Genomic DNA, 18783 nt, shown 5'->3' with positions numbered 1-18783 from the left:
GTCAGGCGTGCACGAGGGTGCCGATGCGTTCCCCGCGCAGGGCCTTGGTCACGTTGCCGGCGGGCTCCATGCCGAAGACGACCATGGGCATCCCGTTGTCCATGCACAGGCTGAACGCGGTGGAGTCGACCACCTTGAGGCCCTGCACCAGCGCCTCCTGGTAGGTGACCTCATCGAGGCGGGATGCATCGGAGTTCTTGCGCGGGTCGTCGTCGTAGACGCCGTCGACGCCGTTCTTGGCGACGAGCACCACGTCGGCGCCGATCTCGAGGGCGCGCTGCGCGGCGACCGTGTCGGTGGAGAAGTAGGGCAGCCCGGCGCCGGCGCCGAAGATCACGACGCGGCCCTTCTCGAGGTGCCGCTCGGCGCGGCGCGGGATGTAGGGCTCGGCGACCTGCGTCATCGAGATCGCGGACTGCACGCGCGTGGCGGCCCCCGCCTGCTCGAGGAAGTCCTGCAGGGCGAGGGCGTTCATCACGGTGCCGAGCATGCCCATGTAGTCGGCGCGGCCGCGATCCATGCCGCGCTGGCTGAGCTCGGCGCCGCGGAAGAAGTTGCCGCCGCCGACGACGATCGCGACCTCCACACCCTCGGCGGATGCCACGGCGATCTCCTTCGCGATCGCCGCGACCACATCGGGGTTGACCCCGAGGGAACCACCGCCGAACGCCTCTCCGGAGAGCTTGAGCATTACACGGCGGGGCTTGTCTTCGGTCACGGTTCCCAGGGTACCGCGCGGCAACCTCATCCTCGGGCAGCGTGCTCTCCACCAATGCGGAGGACGGCGCGCCGGGCATCCCGCGCCGGGAGCGAGCCGCCGGCGTGTCGTCCTCCGCATTGGTGGAGCGGGCAGGCGGGATGCACGAAGGGCCCCGGGAAAACCCGGGGCCCTTCGTGACGGTGGTGGCTAGGCGCCGACCTTGAACCGGGCGAACCCGGTCACGGTGAGGCCGGCATCCGCGAGCACCTTGCCGATGGTGAGCTTGTTGTCGCGCGCGTAGTCCTGCTCGAGCAGGGCGACCTGCTTGAAGTAGGCGCCGATGCGACCCTCGACGATCTTCGGCAGAGCCGCCTCGGGCTTGCCCTCGCCGCGGCTGATCTCCTCGACGATGCGACGCTCGTTCTCGACGTCGATCGGCGGCACGTCCTCACGGGAGAGGTACTGCGGGTCGGCGAACGAGATGTGCTGGGCCACGCCGCGCGCGGTCTCGGCGTCGTCACCCGTGTAGGCGACGATGACACCGATCTGCGGGGGCAGGTCCTTGGAAGTGCGGTGCAGGTAGACCTCGAACTTGTCACCCGGGATGCGCACGATGCGACGCAGCTCGAGCTTCTCGCCGATGACGGCGGCCTCGTCGTCGATCACGCTGCCGACCGTGCCGCCGTCGAGCGGCACCGCGAGCGCGGCATCCACGGTCTCGGCGCCGGAGTCGGCGAGGGCGGCGAGCACCTTGTCGCCGAGGGCGATGAACTTCTCGTTCTTCGCCACGAAGTCGGTCTCGCACGCGAGCTCGATCATCGTGGTCGCGGTCGCGCTGTGCACGGCCGCGATCAGGCCCTCGCTGGTGGAGCGGTCGGCGCGCTTCGCGTTGCCCTTGGCTCCCTTGAGGCGCAGGATCTCCACGGCCTTCTCGATGTCGCCACCGGCCTCGGTGAGGGCGTTCTTGGTGTCGACCATGCCCGTGCCGAGGCGCTCGCGCAGGGCCTTGATGTCGGCGAGGCTGACGTCTGCCATGTTCTTCGGTCCTTACTTCTTGGCCGCGGGCTTGGCCGCAGCAGGCTTCTTCTCGTCTTCGGTGGCCGCGGCTTCGATCTTCGCCTCGGTCTCCGCGTCCGACTCGACGTGGTGCTCGGGAACGATGGTCGCGTCGGCGGCGGCCTCGTGCTCGGCGACGACGGCATCCGCGTCGTTCTCCTCGACGGGAACCTCGGCCGCGACGACCTCGGCGACCGCGGCCTCATCGGGCGTGGTGGAGCCGATGAGTCCGTCGACGGCCTCGATCTGCTCGGCCTCGGAGACGGGGGTCTCGCTCGCGGCGAGGAGTTCCGCCTCCCACGCGGCGAGCGGCTCGACCTCAACGCCGGCCTCGGGCTTCTGGTGGCGCTGGATGAGGCCCTCGGCCGCGGCATCCGCGATGATGCGGGTGAGCAGGCCGACGGAGCGGATCGCGTCGTCGTTGCCCGGAATCGGGTACTGCACCTCGTCGGGGTCGCAGTTGGAGTCGAGGATGGCGATCACCGGGATGCCGAGCTTGTGCGCCTCGTCGATGGCGAGGTGCTCCTTCTTGGTGTCCACGACCCACACCGCCGACGGCGTCTTGGTGAGGTTGCGGATTCCACCGAGCGACTTGTGCAGCTTGTCGAGCTCGCGCTTCTTGATGAGCAGTTCCTTCTTCGTGAAGCCGCTCTTGGCGGTGTCCTCGAAGTCGAGCTCCTCGAGCTCCTTCATGCGCGCGAGGCGCTTGGAGACGGTGGAGAAGTTGGTGAGCAGACCGCCGAGCCAGCGCTGGTTGACGTAGGGCTGGCCGACGCGGGTCGCCTGCTCGGCGATCGTGTTCTGGGCCTGCTTCTTGGTGCCGACGAACAGGATGGTGCCGCCGTGCGCGACGGTCTCCTTGACGTAGTCGTAGGTCTTGTCGATGTAGGCCAGCGACTGCTGGAGGTCGATGATGTGGCTGCCCGAGCGCTCGGTGAGGATGAAGCGCTTCATCTTCGGGTTCCAACGGCGGGTCTGGTGCCCGAAGTGCACACCGCTGTCGAGCAGCTGGCGAATGGTGACGACGGCCATGGCCGTACTCCTTCTTCTCAGTTGTTCTCCGCCGCCGGTCGGCCGCGGAACCTGGTGCCCGGGCACAGACTCCGCCCCGCTTCGCAGGGACTGATGGAGTGTGGGCCTGGTTCGCTCGATGAGCTACGGGCACGCGTAGTCACCCGGTTGCCCGGATGCTGTCCCCAATGGTAGCACCAGCGCCCGGGTTCTCCACCGCCCCGTCCCCGCCCGCCCGCGGGGACGACCGTCGCGCGATCGTGGAGGGATGCGACGCGCCATCGCCCTCCTGAGCCTCCTGCTGCTCCCGCTCGCCGTGCCCGACCCGAGCTGGGCGTGGCCGGTGGCACCGCCGCACGAGATCGTGCGCCCCTACATCGCACCGGCCACCCCCTACGGCTCCGGTCACCGCGGCATCGATGTGCGCGCACCCGGCGGCACGGTGTTCGCGCCCGCCGCCGGGGTGGTGCACTTCGCCGGGGTGGTGGTGGACCGTCCGGTGCTCTCGATCCGGCATCCGGGCGGCCTCATCTCCAGCTACGAGCCGGTCACCTCGACGCTGACGGCGGGTGCCCCGGTGCGGCGCGGCGAGGCGATCGGCTCCGTGGTGCCCGGGCACTGCGCATCCCCGTGCCTGCACTTCGGCGTGCGCCTCGACGGGGAGTACGTCAATCCGCTGCGCCTGCTGGGCGGGCTGCCGTTCTCCGTGCTGCTGCCGACCCGCTAGTGCTGCACGCCGTTGCCGGTGGTGCGCACGACCGCGCCGACCGAGGCGACCCGGCTCGGCCACCAGAAGCGCTCCCCCGTGATGAAGGCCAGTGACGGCACAATCACGGTGCGCACGAGCAGGGTGTCGAGCAGCACGCCGATGCACACGATGATGCCGATCTGCGTGAGCGTGATCAGCGGCAGCACCCCGAGCACCGCGAACACGGCCGCGAGCAGGATGCCGGCGCTCGTGATCACGCCGCCCGTCGACGACAACGCGCGGATCATGCCCTCCTTGGTGCCGTGCGCGACGGTCTCCTCGCGCGCGCGGGTGACGAGGAAGATGTTGTAGTCCACACCCAGGGCCACCAGGAACAGGAAGCTGAACAGCACCACGTTGGTGTCGATCGCCGGGAAGCCGAACACGCTCTCGAACAGCAGCCAGCTCGCGCCGAGGCTCGCGAAGAAGCTCGCGACGACCGTGGCCAGCAGCAACAGGGGCGCGACGAGTGCGCGCAGCAGGATCACGAGCACGAGGAAGACGAGGGCGAGGATGAGCGGGATCACCAGATCCTGATCGGCCTGCTGGGCGCGGGCCACGTCGAGGGACTGCGCGTCGAGCCCGCCCACGATCGCGTCGGCACCGTCGATCGACGACAGCTCCGCCCGCAGCGCGTCGATCGCGGCGAAGGACTCCGAGGTCTCCGCTGCCGCGTCGAGCACGACGTTCACCTGGGTGATCTCGCCGTCGGTCTCGCCGACCGTGGCCGAGACGACGCCGTCGACGGATGCCGCGGCATCCGCCACCTCATCGGCGTAGGCCGCGTTCGTGATGACCGCCGCCGGGGAACCGCTGCCCGCGGAGAAGGCGTCCGCGATGATCTCCTGCCCCACGACCGCCTCCGGCACCGCGGTGAAGCGCTCGGTCTGCGCGAGGCCGACCTTGATCTGCGTCGTGCCGAGCGCGAGGGCGCCGAGCACGAGGGCGCCGACGATGGCCACGACCACCGGCTTGCGGGAGACGAGCGTGCCGAGTTTGCGCCACACGCCGCGCTCGGCGGAGCCCTCCGTGCCGAATCTGGGCACGACAGGCCAGAACAGGCCGCGACCGAACTGCACGAGGGCGGCGGGCAGCACGAAGAGCGCGAAGAGCATGGCGATCACGACACCGGTGGCGCAGGCGATGCCGAGCGCACGGTTGCCCTCGAGCTGCGCGAAGACCAGCGTGAGCAGGGCGAGCACGACCGTGCTGCCGCTCGCGATGATCGCAGGTCCCGCACCGCGCAGCGCCCTGGACATCGCCTCGCGGCGATCCTCCACCAGGCGCAACTCGTCGCGGTAGCGGGCGATGAGCAGCAGCGCGTAGTTCGTGCCGGCGCCGAAGACCAGTACCGAGAGGATGCCGGTGACCGAGGCATCCAGGGCGATGCCGGCGAGGGCGGCGACCCGGGCCGCGACGATGCCCGACAGGCCGTCCGCGAGGCCGACCACGGTCAGCGGCACGAGCCACAGCCACGGGCTGCGGTAGGTGATCAGCAGCAACACGGCCACGACGATCACCGTGGTCAGCAACAGCGTGAAGTCCGCGCCCTTGAAGACAGCGGCGACATCCACCGCGAAGCCCTCGGCTCCGGTGAGCAGGGCCGTGAGACCGGAGGGCAGGTCGGCGTTGGCGGTGGCGCGCAGCTCGGCGGCGCGGTCGGCTTGGGCCGTGACATCCGACTCCGCCTCCAGCGGCACGACCACGAGCGCAGCCGTGCCGTCGTCGGAGATGGTGGGCGGCGGCACGAAGCCCTCGGTGCTGAACTCCGCGAGATCGGCGGATGCCGCGGCCACCGCGTCGAGGTCGGCCTCGGTCAGCTCGTCACCATCGCGGCTGAAGACGAGCAGCGCGCTCGTGGAGTCGGCGCCGGGCAGGTTCTCCTGGGCCGCGGCGACGAGCTCGGACTCGGCGGATGCCGGCAGCCCGACGCCGGGCGCGGTCTCCTTCTCGGAGCCCGAGCCGAGTGCGAAGACGGCCGCGGCGGCGAGCAGTGCGACGGCGAGCACGATCCACGACGTGCGGCGGCCGGCGATGAAACGGGTGAGGCGGTGCATGGGCATCCTTCGCGCTGCGGTCCAAATTAGCTAGATGATCGAACTACTAACCAATCGAAGAACATAGCGGTAAACTCGTGTCCGTGCAAAGTGCCGAGATGGAGCCCGCGGAATCGCCGCGATCGTTCCGCGTGCACCGCGCGAGCGAACTCGTACGCGAGTTCATCGAAGTCAACGCGCGATACTCCGTGCAGCTCGGACGGGAGCTCGAGGTCAACCCCACCGACCTGCAGGCCATGCAGCACCTCATCACGAGCGGCCCCATGAGTCCCACCGAGCTCGCGCGACGACTGGACATCAGCACGGCCGCCGCGACCGCCGTCGTGGACCGCCTGGTGGCGGTCGGGCACGCGACGCGCGAGCAGCATCCCAGCGACCGGCGCAGCATCGTCGTCGTGCCGCGCCCGGAGTCCGTGGACCGCGCGATGGCCGCGCTCATGCCGATGATCCTCGGGATCGATCGGGTGCTCGACGGCTTCGACGCCGAACAGCAGGCGACCATCACCGAGTACCTGCAACGCATCGTGGACGCGTACCGCGCCCGACTCGAGCCCTGAACCCGACGGGTGGGTGCGCCCGTCCGGGCCGCACCATCCGCGCCCGCACTCTCTGTGCGCAACTCATGGGGAGGCGGCTCGACACGCCGCGCGGCCCGGCGTGTCGTCCCCCAGGACAGCAGGTGCCATGAGTTGCGCAACCGCATGCGAAGAGGGCGGCCGCGGGGCGGAGGGGCGGATGCGGGCGGCTGCTGCGGGGGGAGGGGGCGGCTGCGAGCGGGCTAGGCGCGCGGGTGCGCGATGCGGTAGCTCTCCTTGAGCCGCTCAGTCGAGACGTGGGTGTAGAGCTGGGTCGTGCCCAGGCTCGCGTGACCGAGCATCTCCTGCACGGCGCGCAGGTCCGCTCCCCCGTCGAGCAAGTGCGTCGCCGCCGTGTGGCGCAGCGTGTGCGGGCCGGCCGGACCGGTGCCGGGGATCGTGGCCAACAGCCCCGAGATCAGCTCGTACACTGCGCGGTTGGCCAGTCGCGCGCCCTTCGCCCCGACGAACAGGGCCTCGCCCTCGGCGGGCAGCGCGGGGCGACCCCGCTCGAGCCAGCCCACGATCGCGCGGCGTGCCGGGATGCCGAACGGCACGACCCGCTCCTTCGACCCCTTGCCCAGCACCCGCACCGTCTGGCGGCCCAGGTCGACGTCGCGGATCGCGAGCCCCGTGAGTTCGCTCACGCGCAGGGCGGATGCGTAGAGCAGCTCCACGATGGCGAGGTCGCGCAACCCGATCGGATCGCCGGTCTCCGCGCGGTCCGCCACCCGGGTCAGGATCGAGGCCATCTGCTCGCGCGTGAGCACGCGGGGCAGGTGGTGGTCGGACTTGGGCGCCTTGAGGCGGGTCGCGGCATCCGTCGCGGTCGCGTTCGTGCGGGCGAGCCAGCTGGTGAGGGCGCGGGCGGCGGCGGCGCGACGCGCGAGTGTGGACTTGGCCAGGCCCTCCTGCGAGGCTCGCCAGAGCCAATCGCGCAGCAGTTCCAGGTCGAGATCGCCCGGCTCCACCGCCCCACGGGCCGACGCGAAGTCGGCGAGCTGCGTCAGATCCGAACGGTAGGAGCGCACCGTGTGCGCGCTGAAGCCGCGCTCCGCCGCCAAGTGCTCGGCGAAGACGTCGACGGTGCGGTGCAGGTCCACGGCCCCATCGTCGCGCGCGAGCACGGTCAGCGTCGGCGCGACGCGCTCACTGCCCCGAAGAGGCCACCTCGCCGGCGTTGAAGCTCGAGTTCTTCGCCGAGAAGGTCTCGAGGCGCTGCTCGGGCGTCATCGCCTCGATCTGCGCCCACGCATCCGCGGAGAATCCGGAGATCTCCACGGTGTCGCCGACCGGGATCACCGAGTGCACGATCTGCTCGTCGTAGACGTGCACGACGTTCACCGACTGGCCGAAGTCGACGCCCGACAGCAACCGGTTCTCGGCGCTCAGATCGAGTGTGTAGCACGTCGCCGAGGCGACCGAGACGGGGATGCCGACGAAGGTCGAGTGCGTCGAGTAGTGCAGGTGCCCCGCGAGGATGCCACGCACATCCGTACCGCGAATCACCTCCGCCAGGCGCACCTGCCGTTGCAGCTCGAGCATGCCCATCGCCTCGAGCAGCGGAGTCGGGATGGGCGGGTGATGCACCGCGAGCAGCGTGCCGTGCTTCGCGGGGCTCGCGAGCACGTCGGCGAGCCAGTCCAGCTGGTCGTCGCTGACGTCGCCGTGGTGGTAGCCGGGCACCGTGGTGTCGAAGGAGATGATGCGCAGGCCGTTCACGTCGTAGACACGGTCTTGCGGGGCATCCGATTCCTGATCGAAGAGCAGACGCGAGTAGTCGGCGCGCTCATCGTGGTTGCCCATCACCCAGATCACCTGTGCGCCCATGCGCGCGGCCACGGGCTCGACGAGTTCGCGCAGGCGCAGATAGGCGTCGGGTTCGCCGAGGTCGGCGAGATCGCCGGTGAACACGATGGCCTCGGGCTTGGCGGACGAGCGCTCGAGCTGGTGCAGGGCCTGACCGAGGTGGTGGATGGTGTCCACCTTGCCGTACAGCGGCCGACCGCCGCCGAGCAGGTGGGTGTCGCTGAAGTGGGCGATGGTGTGCGATGGCGCCGGATACTGGCCGAGTTGGATCACGGCTCAACCCTAGGCGAGGGAGGTGACCGGCAGGTGACCTATTCGCGTTCTCGCGGGCGGCGCACCCAGCCGAGCCAGGCCATCACGAGCGCGCCCGCGAGCAGTCCCCACAGCGCCGAGCCGATGCCGAGCACGACCACGCCGGAGACGACCACGAGGAAGGTCACGATCGCGGGGACCCGATGCTCGGGCTCTTCGAGTGCATTGGTGATGCTCGTGATGAGCGCGCCGAGCACCGCCAGGCCGGCGACCGCGATCACGAGGATGGTGGGTGCCGCCCCGATGAGCGCGGTCGCGATGCCGGCGCCCATGCCCAACGGCACGTAGAGCAGCCCGTTGGTGAGGGTGCCGATCCAGCGCCGGTTGCGGTCCTCCCCGCCCTCGGGGCCGGCCATGATCGCTGCGGTGATCGCGCCGAGGTTGATGGAGTGCCCGCCCGCGAGCGCCCCGGCGCCCGAGCCGAGACCGATCGCGACGAAGGCGAAGCGCGGCGGCACGGTGTAGCCGTAGGTGGACATCACGGCGAATCCGGGGATGTTCTGTCCGGCCATCGTCGCGATGAACAGCGGCAGACCGACGCTGAGGATCGTGAACGGGTCGAAGGTCGGGGCGACGAAGGTCAGTTGAGGGGCGATGCTCGCCTCGCCGAGCCAGTCGGTGCCCGCGGCGATCAGGATGGCGACGATCGCGACGAGCATCGCGGCCGGCACCGCCCAGCGCGGAGCGAGCCGGAACAGCACCAGCCAGACGAGCACGATGGGCGCCGCGAACAACGGCATCGTGGCGACGGCCTCGACGGGGGCGAGGCAGATCGGCAGCAGCACGCCGGCGAGCATCGCGCTCGCGAGAGTTCTCGGGATGCGGGTGATCGCACGTCCGAGCGCCGGCACCAGTCCGCACAGCAGCATGAGGGCGGCGGAGACCAGGAACGCCCCGACCACATCGGAGAATCGAAGCTCGTGGCTGCCCGCGGCGAGCAGCACTGCGGCGCCCGGGGTCGACCACGCGATGGCCAGTGGCATGCGCAGCCACAGCGCTGCCGTGACGCTCGTGATCGCGATCGCCAGGCACACGGCGAACAGCCCCGACGCGGCCTCGGCCGGCGAGGCGCCGACGGCCTGCAGGCCGGCGATCACGAGCGCGAACGAGCTCGCGAACCCCGAGATGGCAGCGATGAACCCGGCCGATATCGGCTGGAGGACGGATGTGGATGCGATTGCTCCAGCCTAGAACCCGCAGCGGGCGGGCTCCGCCCGCCACTCGCGCAGGGCTGGCCCGGTCAGGGGGCGGGCGGGAGCGCGCGGTCGAGCGCGGCGAGGGCGGCGGCATCCCGGCTGATGCCGTCGGCGGACGCGGCGGCCGTCAAGCGCTCGGCCAGCGCCGGGGAGAGTGTGAGGTTCAGCCTCTGGGTCGCGGCCCCGTGCCGCAGCACGAGTCCGAGGATCGGCAGCACGATGGTGCCGAGCACGTCGAGGATCGCGATGACCCCGAACGCGCGCCAGTAGTCCTGGTTGTCGCCGGGGATGTCGCCGTCGGTGAGGATCGGCAGCCAGATCATCACGGCGACCACCGCGACGAACAGCAGCGTGAGCGCGAGGCCGACACGCACCGCACGCTGTCGGCGCGCGGCGAGCAGGAGCAGCAGGTTCGCCTGCGCCAGGCTCGCGGCGAGCACCGCCAGCACGCCCAGCGCCTTGAACCAGTCGCCCTGCGCGTCGGGCTCGATGCCCTCGGCCCAGATCAGCACGAGCGCCGGCACGAGCGCGACCGTGCTCGCGGCGATGCCGACGTAGCCGACCCATCGCACGGTGCGCCCGACGATGGCGAGATGACACAGCGCGGTGATGCTGAACGCGGCGACCGCGAGCGTCGTCAGCAGCACCTTGGCCTGCGTCTCGCCGAACTCCCGGGCGAGCAGCGCGACGATGCCGAGGGCGGCGGCGATCGCGAGCGAGCCGATCACGACCACGATCGCGGCGCGGCGCACCCCGCGAATGACGGACGGGGCGGCCTGGGCTGCGTCGCTCATGGGGTCATGCTAGTCCCCGGGTGCGAAGACGGCCTCCATCCGCGGCCACGCCTCGGCGCGCACGTAGACGGGCAGTTCGTCGATCGGCACGGCGCGGGAGTGCACGCGACCGCCGGCGATGCGCTCGCCGGTGAAGGCATCCACCCAGTCGCCTGCGGGCAGGTACACATCCCATGCCGCTGCTCCCGGCTCGAGCACCGGGGCGACGAGCAGGTCGGGGCCGAGCATCCACTGCAGCGGATGACGCCAGACCTCGGGATCGGCAGGGTGGTCGAAGAACAGCGGCCGCATGAGCGGCGAGCTCGTCGCGATCGCCGCGCGGGCCGCCTCGGCGAGGTAGGGCACGAGCCGCTCGCGCAGCGCCACGAACCGGCGGAAGACCGGGATGACCCGCTCGTCCCCCGTGCGCTGCGCGATGTTCCACGGCGTGCGGTCGCGTGAGGGGCTGCGATGGTGGTTGAACTCCGAGTGGTACTGCATGATCGGCACGAACGCGGCCGCCGCCGCGGAGCGCAGGTACAGCTCCGCATCCGGGATGTCGCCCGAGAACCCGGCGAAGTCCCACCCCCAGTAGACGACACCGCTGGATGCCGCGGACAGCCCCGCGAACATCGACCAGCGCAACGCCTCCCAGGTCGAGTTCTCGTCGCCCGCCCAGAACGCGCCGTGCGCCTGGCTGCCCGTGTAGCCGGCACGGCTGAAGGTTACCGGCGCCTTGCCCGCCGAGCGCAGCAGGTCGCCGAAGGCCTTGGCGTACGCGACCGGGAAGGTGTTGTTGCCCTCGTCGCCGCCGCGACCGTCCAGGTAGCGCAGGTCGCGTCCCCAGGCGTGCTCCCCGCCGTCCGTCTTGAAGCCGTCGACGCCGAGCTCCTCCACGAGGTAGCGGCGGCGGTCGGTCCACCACGCCGCGGCGCGCTCGTCGGTGAGGTCGGGCATGAGTCCCAGCGGAAACCACCAACCGCGGTTGCGGTACGGGCGCAGCGAGCCGTCGGGGGCGTGCTCCTGGATGAGCATGCCTTCCCTGATCGCCTGTTCGGCATCCAGTCGCGCTTGCCCGGACGGGTGGGGCCGCATCTTGATGAGCGGGATCTGCCACAGCAACAGCCGGATGTCGCGGGCGTGCAGCTCGTCGATCATGCCCTTGGGGTCTGGCCAGGGGCCGTCCGCCGGGAAGGTGAAGTCGGCGAGGCGGTGCGGCTGCTCGCTCGGGGTGTACTCGGCGCCGCGCCACGCGGTGAACGTGCTCTCGTCGCTCCACGCCTCGATCACCACGGAGCCGACCGGAATGTCGTGGTCGCGGTGCGCGTCCACCTGTCGCATCACCTCGGCCTGCGTGTTCCACTCGTTGCCGCTCGCCCACAGCCGGAACACCCAGTCGGGCAGTTCCTCGGGCCGTCCCGCCTCCGCGAGGAAGGCGTCCAGCACCGCGGTCGGGTCGCCCCGGAAGATGCCGAGGTCGATCGCGCCGTCGGGGCCGGTCTCGGCCTCGATCCACAGCCGCTCGGGTTCGTGCTCGCCGATGTCGAACCAGACGCGCCTCGCCGTGCGCACGTGAAAGCCCCAGCCCTCGCCGCCGACGACGTGGGCGAACGGCATCGGCAGGTACGTCTTGCGTTCGGCGCCCTGGCTCTTGTACTGCTCGAAGACCACCGAGTCGAGGCTCGTGCCGCGGTGGTCGAGCGCGTCGAAGCGCTCGCCGAAGCCGGCGACGTGCTCCCCCGGCGCCAGCGGCAGGGCGAAGCGCGCGCGCACGATGCGCTCACCATCGTCGAGCACCGAGACCGAGCCGGGCAGCGCCCCGACGATGTCGTCGGATGCCCGCCAGCTCGCCACGCGGAAGTCGAACCATCGCGTGCGTTCCCCCGCCGCGACGAAGCGATACCGCACGCTCTGGCCGGGGAGCAGGTCGTCGAGCGTCGCCGACCAGCCGTTGGCCGCCCGCGCGAGGCGTGCCTGCGCGGAGGCGAGGTGGCCACCGTCGACGGCCTGACCGCGCGATCGCCGGGCCTCGGGCGCGAGGTCGACCTCACGGGTGCCCGCACCGTCGACGGAGTACTCGAGCACGACGCCCGCGATGCCCGGCGAGGTGCGCACCCCGAGTCGCACGGGTGCGCCCGCGACCGGGTCGACGGGCTCGCGCTGATCGGTGTCGGCGGAGTACGGATGCCCCGAGCCGAACGGGCGGTGCCGGATCACTCGACCACCCCCAGCTCGACGGCCAGCCGCAGGTACATGGCGTGGGTCCACAGCAGCGGCGTCGCGACAGTACCCCACCGCTCGACCCACTCGGCGCGCATGTGCGGAGCGAGCAGATGCGTGTCGACCTGCTCGGGCATCGTGCCGTCCGGCAACGCTGTGGCGGCCGCCCATCGCAGTTCGGCCAGGGCCGCCGCGCGGTCGCCGGCCGCCGCCTGGGCGAGGCCGAGCATGCAGCTCAAGAGCGGCCACTGGCCACCACCGTAGAAGGTGTCCGCAAGATAGCGGTGCACGCCACCATCGACGGAGAGGGAGCGCTCGATCGCGTCGAGCGTCTGCGCCCCGAGCGGCTCGGTCGGCGGGAAGACGGAGAGGGGCGCGAGCAGGGCGAGCAGGCTCGCGTCGACCTCGGTCGCGCCGAGCCACTTGACGAGATGTCCGTCGGCGGTGCCGGAGGCGCGGATGAGGGAGTGGATCTGCTCGGAGGCCGCGCTGGCCGCGGCGGTGCGTGCGGCATCCAGCACCCCGGCACCGGCGACCGAGGTCAAGCCGGCCGCGATGCAGCCGAGCGTGGAGACATGCACCCGCTCGGGGTTCTCCTCCCACCAGTCGAAGCAGGGACGCTGCCAGGAGCTCACGAGGTAGTCGACGGAGAGCTCGAAGCCCTCCCGCCAGCGCTCCAACGGGATGCCGTGCCGCCGACCATGGGCGACCGCCGCCCACAGCCACGTGCCGTAGCCGTCCAGCTGGAAGTCCCACCAGTCGTCGTCGCCGGCTTCGCCGTCGAGTGTGAACCGGGTCGCGAGCATCTGATCGTCCGCAACGGGGGTGCCCGCCTCGGCGGCGGCGACGATCTCCACGACCTGGGCCCGTCGCTCGACGAGGATGCGAGTGCACCAGTCGAAGAATCGCCCAGCGGACTCGACGCCTCCACCCGCTGAGACGCCATCGGCGATGAAGGCACCGTCACGGAACCAGGAGTACCCGCGGTACGCCGAGAAGGTCGGACTCGCCGGGTACGCGCCGGATTCGTGCTGGAGCGATTGGATCGTCGCGAGACTGCTCGTCGCGAGGGCGGCGAGCTGGGCAGGCGTCCAGTCGGTGGCGGTGGTCATGCCGTCGAGGTCCTTCGTGTGTGGTGGTGGAAGTCAGGTGCAGGGGTGGGTCCCGGCGTCGCGAGGACGCCGGGACCCGTCGTGCTATCCGCCGATGACGGCGTTGATGCGCTCCTCGGCGGATGCGAGAGCCTCCTCGACGGTCTTGCGACCGGCCTGGGCCTCGACGAGCTCCTCGCCGATGATGTCCTGCATCTCGGTCTGGCCGTTCGCGACCACGGGCGGCAGCGCGATGCCGTCGAGCGAGTCGAAGACCGCCTGGCGGTTCGCGGGCTTGCCCTTGTCGAGGTACGTGGCGAGCTGCGCCTCATCCGAGATGGGCGGCAGTTCCCAGCCGGCGTCGAGGCGGGTCTGCACCATGACGTCGGAGGAGGTCAGGAACTCGGCCCACTTGGTCGCCGCCTCGATGTGCTCGGAGGTCGCGGAGACGCCGACGGCGTTGGAGAACACGGCGCTGGCCTGCACGGTGTTGCCGGGCTCGACGGCGATGTCCCAGTTGAACGGCACGTCGGCGACCGAGCCGAACACCCAGATGCCGGTGTGCAGCATCGCGAGCTTGCCATCCTTGAACAGGTTGGTGTCGAAGTCGGCGGTGCCCTGGCCCTGCTCGATCGTCGGCATCACGGTGCCGCTCTTGTTCACGAGCCATTCGGCGGCCTCGATGCCTTCGGGGGTGTTGAAGGCGACGGCGGTCTTGTCGTCGTTGAGGAACTGGCCGCCGTTCTGTGCGAGCACCTTGTAGTACTCGTAGAAGCTGATCGGCTGGTGGTCGCCCCAGACACCGGCGGCCTGGTCGGTCAGCGCCTCGGCCGCGGCCTTCTCATCGGCCCACGTCCAGTCGCTGTTCGGGTACTCGAGCCCGGCAGCGTCGAACAGGTCGGCGTTGTAGTAGAGCACGACATCCGAGAAGGAGCTCGGCAAGGCGTACGAGGTGCCGTCGGTCGAGTACGCCTCGAGCAGCGACTGGCGGTACGCCTCCGGGTTGGCGACCTCGAGCGGGGCGAGCACGCCGTTGGCCTGGTAGGCGGCGTAGTTGGAGTACTCGATGTCGAACACGTCGGAGACGGTTCCGGCCGCGAGGTCGGTCTGCAGCGCGGTGCCGTAGTCGCCGTAGGGCAGCGTCGTGACCTCGACCGTGATGTCGGGGTTCTCCGCCTCGAACGCGTCGACGATGGCCTGGAGGTTCTCCTCGTTGCCGTCGTTCGAGATGAAGTTGGTGTACGTGATCGTGACCGGGCCGTCGTCGGCCTGGGTCGTGCAACCGGTGAGAACGAGGGCGGCGATGCCCACGATCCCGGCGGTGGCCAGCAGTGTGCGATTCATGGTGCGGTATCTCCTTCGATGGTGGTTGTGGTGCTGTGTTCCTCGGCTGCGGGGCTCACTTGATCCCCGAGCTGGCCACGCCCTGGATGACGTACTTCTGGGCGAAGATGTAGAGCGCGAGCATCGGCAGGATGCTCACGACGGAGCCGGCCATGATGATGTCCCACTCGGTGGTGTACTGCCCCTGGAGCCCCGCGAGCGCGATGGGCAGGGTCTGCAACTCGGGCTTGCGCAGCACAACGAGCGGCCAGAGGAAGCTGTTCCAGCTGCCCATGAACGCGAAGACCGTCAGGGTCGCGAGCGCCGGGCGGATGTTGGGGAGCACGATGGTCCAGAAGATGCGGAAGTGGCCGGCACCATCGAGCGTCGCCGCTTCGTCGAGCTCCCGAGGCACCTGGTTGATGGCCTGCCGCAGCAGGAAGATGCCGAACGCGCTCGCAAAGGTCGGCAGCAGGGCACCGAGGTAGGTGTTCAGCAGCCCGAAGGTCTTCAGCTCGACGAACAGCGGAACGATGAGCACCTGCAGCGGGATCATCATGGTGGCCAGGTACACGGCGAAGACGGCGCCGCGACCCCGGAACGGCAGGCGGCTGAAGGCGTAGGCCGCCGTCGAGCTGGTGACCAGCTGCACGAGCGTCGTCGCGATCGCGAGCCCGAGGCTGTTCAGGATGACCCGACCGAACGGCCGCTCCGCGAACAGCCGCGCGTACGCCTCGAGCGAGGGGTTCTCCGGGAAGAGCGCGGGAGTGACCGTGAGTCCGACCCCGGGGCTGATCGAGGTGATGATCGTCCACAGGAACGGGAAGAACATCGCGATCGCGCCGAGCACGACGATGACGTGGAGTGCGATCCACCCCAGGCGGCGTCTACCCATAGTTCACCCACCGACGCTGGCCGCGCACCTGCACGAGCGTGACGGCGAGGATGACGATGAAGAGCATCCACGACAGTGCGGCCGCCTCCCCCGCCTGTCCGTAGCGGAAGGTCAGGTCGTAGATGCGCTGCACCACGACCTCGCTCGCGCCGTTCGGGCCACCGCCGGTCATCGCGTACACCTGGTCGAAGACCTGGAAGCCGTTGATGAGCGAGATGACGAGCACGAAGAAGGTCGACGGCGACAACAGGGGCAGCGTCACGCTGAACAGCCGACGCCACCAGCCCGCACCATCCATCTTCGCCGCGTCGTAAAGGTCGGGGTCGATCGCCTGCAGTCCCGCGAGCAGGATGACCATGACGAAGCCGAGGTCTTTCCACGCCGAGGCGATGATGATCGACGGCATCGCCCAGAGCGGGTCGGTCCACCACCCGGGGCCTTCGATCCCGACTGCGGCGAGCGCGCTGTTGACGATGCCGTTGCTGGGGTTGAGCAGCCAGCGCCACACGAGGGCGACGACGATCCAGCTCGTGACGACCGGCAGGAAGTACACGCCGCGCAGGAACGACCGCCCCTTGAGCGCCGTGTTGAGCGCGAGGGCGAGCGCGAGACCGCCGAGATAGACCAGCGGCAGGTAGCCGACGATGTAGAAGACGGTGTGCAGGAACACCTCGCCGGTCGTGGGATCGCTGAGCAGGGTGGCGAAATTCTCGAGGCCGACGAAACGCATCGGCGCGATGAGGTTCCACTCGTTGAGGCTCACCCACGCTGCGGCGATCATGGGCCCGAGCACGAAGAGCGTGAGCGGGATGGCGCTCGGCAGCAGGAATGCGAGCACGGTGAGCGCGTAGCGGGCGCGCGTGCCGGCGCGGCGCACCGGGCGAACAGGGGCGGGCGCGGATCGGTCGACGAGACTCGTCTGCAGGGTCGAGACGCTCACGGTGTGTCCTGCGGGCTCGATTGCTCGACCAGTCGCTCTCGCACCAGTCGACCCTGATCCCCGGCGAGGCCGTCGGAGTCGAACGGGGTGGCGAGCACGATCGCCGCGGCACCCTGCGCCCAACTCTCGTCCTGCCAGGTCTCCACGGCCACCGGGATGCCGCGGCGCGAAGAGATCAGCGCCGCACGCAAGGCCGGCTCGAACCCGAACGACCAGTGCTTCCATGCCGCGGTGCCCTCGCCGAGCACGATCACGATCTCCGGGTCGAGGGTGTGGATGATGCCCGCCAGCGCCCGGCCCAGCAGGTGCCCCGCCTCGCTGAAGATGGCCGTGGCGCTCGGGTTGCCCGCATCCGCCTCGGCTCTCAGGGCCGCCATCCCGCTCGTGGGGCCGATCACGCCGCGCTCGCGCGCCTGCGCCACGAGCGATGCCTCCCCGATGAAGGACTCGAGGCAGCCGCGATTGCCGCAGCTGCACAGCGGCCCGGTCTCCGCGACCGGGATGTGACCGATCTCGCCCGCTCCACCCGCGTTGCCGCGCAACACGACACCGTCGACGACGATGCCCGCTCCGACGCCGGTGCCGATGGTGACGACGAGGAAGTTCTCGTGCTGTCGGCCCACCCCGTAGAGACGCTCGGCCACGGCGAGGGCGTTCACGTTGTTCTCGACCAGCACGGGCAGCGAGAACTCCCGGCGCAGGGTCGCCCCGATGGGCACCTGCTGCCAGCCGAGCTGCGAGGAGTCGACGAGACCGTTGCCCTGCCGGTCGACGCTGCCGGGCACGCCGACGCCGATGCCGAGCAGCGGCTCGTTCGAGCCCCCCGCGATGAAGCGGCGAAGCAGCGCGGTGAGGTCCCCGAGCAGGGTGGTGGCGGAGGCGTCAAAGGGCTCACTGGCCGACCGGCGCACGGCCCCGTCGATTCCCACCTCGACGAAGGCCACGTGGTCGGCGACGACCTTCACGCCGACCGCACGGCCCGCGGATGACACGAGCCCCAGCATCCGCGCCGGCCGTCCGCCCTGCGATGGAGAGTGGTCCAGCTCGACCAGGAGGCCGTCGGCGATGAGGTCTTTCGTGAGGGCAGTCATGAGCGCCGGAGACACGTTGAGGGCCCGGGCGAGGTCGGCGCGCGAGGCCGGACCCTGTGCACCGAGGAAGGCGAGAATGGCCGACCGATTCACATCGGTTCGTGCTGCGGGGCGAGACGCCATTGACCCTTGCTCCTTCGTGAACACTCTTTGTTCAGAACTAAATAAACTCTAGAATGAAGTCACGCCCACTGTCAACGTCGCTGGAGGCGATCGTGACCACATCACCCGAGTTCCTGGCCTTCCTCGATGAGTTGACCGAGACCGCGCGCCGCTCCCCCGCAGTGGTCGGCCTCGTCGCCTTCGGCTCCACGGCGCACCGTGTGAGGGCCGACGAGTGGTCCGATCACGACTTCGCCTGGCTCACGGAGACCGGCGTGGAAGAGCGCTACCGCGCGAGCCTTTCCTGGTTGCCGAACGCCGCGTCGATCGCACTCTCGGTCGTCGAACATCACGGGGGCGTCAAGGTGATCTACGACAATGGCCACCGGCTCGAGTTCGGCATCGCCGATGTGCGCTCCTTCGCCACCTGGGCCGGGGCGCCCATCGAGGTGCTCGTCGGTGACGAGACCGTGCACGCCGCCGCCGCTGCCGTGGCCGCCAGCCGCCCTGAGGGCGAGGTGGATGCCGCCCGCGAGATCCGCCTCTTCCTCACCCAGGTGCACTCCGGCCTCGGTCGCGCTCGGCGAGGCGAGACGCTCAGCGCATCCGGTCTCGTGCGCTTCGAAGCGGTCAACCACCTCGCGCGAGCCATCGCCGCGCGACTGCCCGGCGACGCAACCCGCCTGGACCCGCTCGACCCGCGCCGACGCTTCGAGGTCGTGCACCCGGGCATCGGCGAGACGCTCGAGCGCACCGTGCGCCTCCCGGTCGACGATGCTGCGCGCGCCCTCCTCGATCTGGCCGAACGCGAGCTCGCGCACGGCTGGTCGGAGTTCCCGCGCGCGGGCTTCGACATCCTGCGCCGTCAGCTCGAACGGCAGTGA

17 protein-coding genes are annotated in these 18783 nt (G+C 70.2%); 3 read left to right on the top strand and 14 right to left on the bottom strand.

Translation table 11 applies throughout. The annotated features are described in order from the left end of the window. Nucleotide 1: 1 nt before the first annotated feature. From pyrH to rpsB, 3 genes are all read right to left on the bottom strand, one after another. Nucleotides 2-748, bottom strand: coding sequence for a UMP kinase (pyrH, locus tag PYV02_RS06200; protein ID WP_275757247.1), 747 nt, complete (start codon nt 746-748; stop codon nt 2-4). A 159-nt stretch (nt 749-907) separates the two neighbouring features. Beyond that, nucleotides 908-1735, bottom strand: a complete 828-nt coding sequence (tsf, locus tag PYV02_RS06195; RefSeq protein WP_275757245.1) for a translation elongation factor Ts — start codon at nt 1733-1735, stop codon at nt 908-910. Between the two features lie 12 nt (nt 1736-1747). After that, on the bottom strand, nt 1748-2788 hold the full coding sequence (gene rpsB / locus PYV02_RS06190; RefSeq protein WP_275757243.1) for a 30S ribosomal protein S2: 1041 nt from the start codon (nt 2786-2788) through the stop codon (nt 1748-1750). A gap of 247 nt (nt 2789-3035) precedes the next feature. Here rpsB and PYV02_RS06185 point away from each other — a divergent pair, with 247 nt between their 5' ends. Beyond that, nucleotides 3036-3494, top strand: coding sequence for a M23 family metallopeptidase (locus PYV02_RS06185; RefSeq protein WP_275757242.1), 459 nt, complete (start codon nt 3036-3038; stop codon nt 3492-3494). Here the strand turns inward: PYV02_RS06185 and PYV02_RS06180 are convergent. After that, entirely contained in the window at nt 3491-5572 is a 2082-nt protein-coding gene (locus tag PYV02_RS06180; protein WP_275757240.1) for an MMPL family transporter, read from the bottom strand. The two genes, PYV02_RS06185 and PYV02_RS06180, sit on opposite strands and share 4 nt — an antisense overlap. A gap of 98 nt (nt 5573-5670) precedes the next feature. Between PYV02_RS06180 and PYV02_RS06175 the strand changes: the two genes are divergently transcribed. Beyond that, entirely contained in the window at nt 5671-6129 is a 459-nt protein-coding gene (locus tag PYV02_RS06175; protein ID WP_275757239.1) for a MarR family winged helix-turn-helix transcriptional regulator, read from the top strand. Nucleotides 6130-6350: 221 nt separating this feature from the next. On the opposite strand, the gene PYV02_RS06170 is transcribed toward PYV02_RS06175, so the two are convergent. The 10 genes from PYV02_RS06170 to PYV02_RS06125 form a co-directional block, all read right to left on the bottom strand. Next, nucleotides 6351-7250, bottom strand: a complete 900-nt coding sequence (locus tag PYV02_RS06170; RefSeq protein WP_275757237.1) for a tyrosine recombinase XerC — start codon at nt 7248-7250, stop codon at nt 6351-6353. A gap of 46 nt (nt 7251-7296) precedes the next feature. Further along, nucleotides 7297-8229, bottom strand: a complete 933-nt coding sequence (locus tag PYV02_RS06165) for a phosphodiesterase (protein WP_275757235.1) — start codon at nt 8227-8229, stop codon at nt 7297-7299. Nucleotides 8230-8267: 38 nt separating this feature from the next. Then, a complete protein-coding gene (locus PYV02_RS06160) occupies nt 8268-9419 on the bottom strand; it encodes a benzoate/H(+) symporter BenE family transporter (RefSeq protein WP_275757945.1) in 1152 nt (383 codons plus the stop codon). Between the two features lie 89 nt (nt 9420-9508). Beyond that, nucleotides 9509-10258 carry a hypothetical protein gene (locus PYV02_RS06155; protein ID WP_275757233.1) on the bottom strand — a complete coding sequence of 250 codons (750 nt, stop codon included), beginning with the start codon at nt 10256-10258 and terminating at the stop codon, nt 9509-9511. Between the two features lie 9 nt (nt 10259-10267). Beyond that, a complete protein-coding gene (locus PYV02_RS06150) occupies nt 10268-12454 on the bottom strand; it encodes a glycoside hydrolase family 31 protein (RefSeq protein WP_275757231.1) in 2187 nt (728 codons plus the stop codon). After that, on the bottom strand, nt 12451-13569 hold the full coding sequence (locus tag PYV02_RS06145; protein ID WP_275757229.1) for a glycoside hydrolase family 15 protein: 1119 nt from the start codon (nt 13567-13569) through the stop codon (nt 12451-12453). The genes PYV02_RS06150 and PYV02_RS06145 overlap by 4 nt, the downstream gene beginning before the upstream one ends. Nucleotides 13570-13653: 84 nt before the next feature. Then, nucleotides 13654-14892: an ABC transporter substrate-binding protein gene (locus PYV02_RS06140; RefSeq protein WP_275757227.1), complete on the bottom strand. Its 1239-nt coding sequence runs from the start codon at nt 14890-14892 to the stop codon at nt 13654-13656. Between the two features lie 55 nt (nt 14893-14947). Further along, nucleotides 14948-15766: a carbohydrate ABC transporter permease gene (locus tag PYV02_RS06135; protein WP_275757225.1), complete on the bottom strand. Its 819-nt coding sequence runs from the start codon at nt 15764-15766 to the stop codon at nt 14948-14950. Next, on the bottom strand, nt 15759-16706 hold the full coding sequence (locus PYV02_RS06130; protein WP_275757223.1) for a carbohydrate ABC transporter permease: 948 nt from the start codon (nt 16704-16706) through the stop codon (nt 15759-15761). The genes PYV02_RS06135 and PYV02_RS06130 overlap by 8 nt, the downstream gene beginning before the upstream one ends. Then, on the bottom strand, nt 16703-17797 hold the full coding sequence (locus PYV02_RS06125; RefSeq protein ID WP_275757221.1) for an ROK family protein: 1095 nt from the start codon (nt 17795-17797) through the stop codon (nt 16703-16705). Before PYV02_RS06125 ends, PYV02_RS06130 begins: the two co-directional genes overlap by 4 nt. Nucleotides 17798-18012: 215 nt before the next feature. Between PYV02_RS06125 and PYV02_RS06120 the strand changes: the two genes are divergently transcribed. Next, nucleotides 18013-18783 (top strand): hypothetical protein, encoded by a 771-nt coding sequence (locus PYV02_RS06120; RefSeq protein ID WP_275757219.1) that lies wholly within the window; start codon nt 18013-18015, stop codon nt 18781-18783.

The organism is Antiquaquibacter metalliresistens, assembly GCF_029211225.1.
Lineage (GTDB): Bacteria > Actinomycetota > Actinomycetes > Actinomycetales > Microbacteriaceae > Rhodoglobus > Rhodoglobus metalliresistens.
Note: the sequence above shows the minus strand (reverse complement) of the source record. Positions and strands in the feature narration are given on the sequence as shown.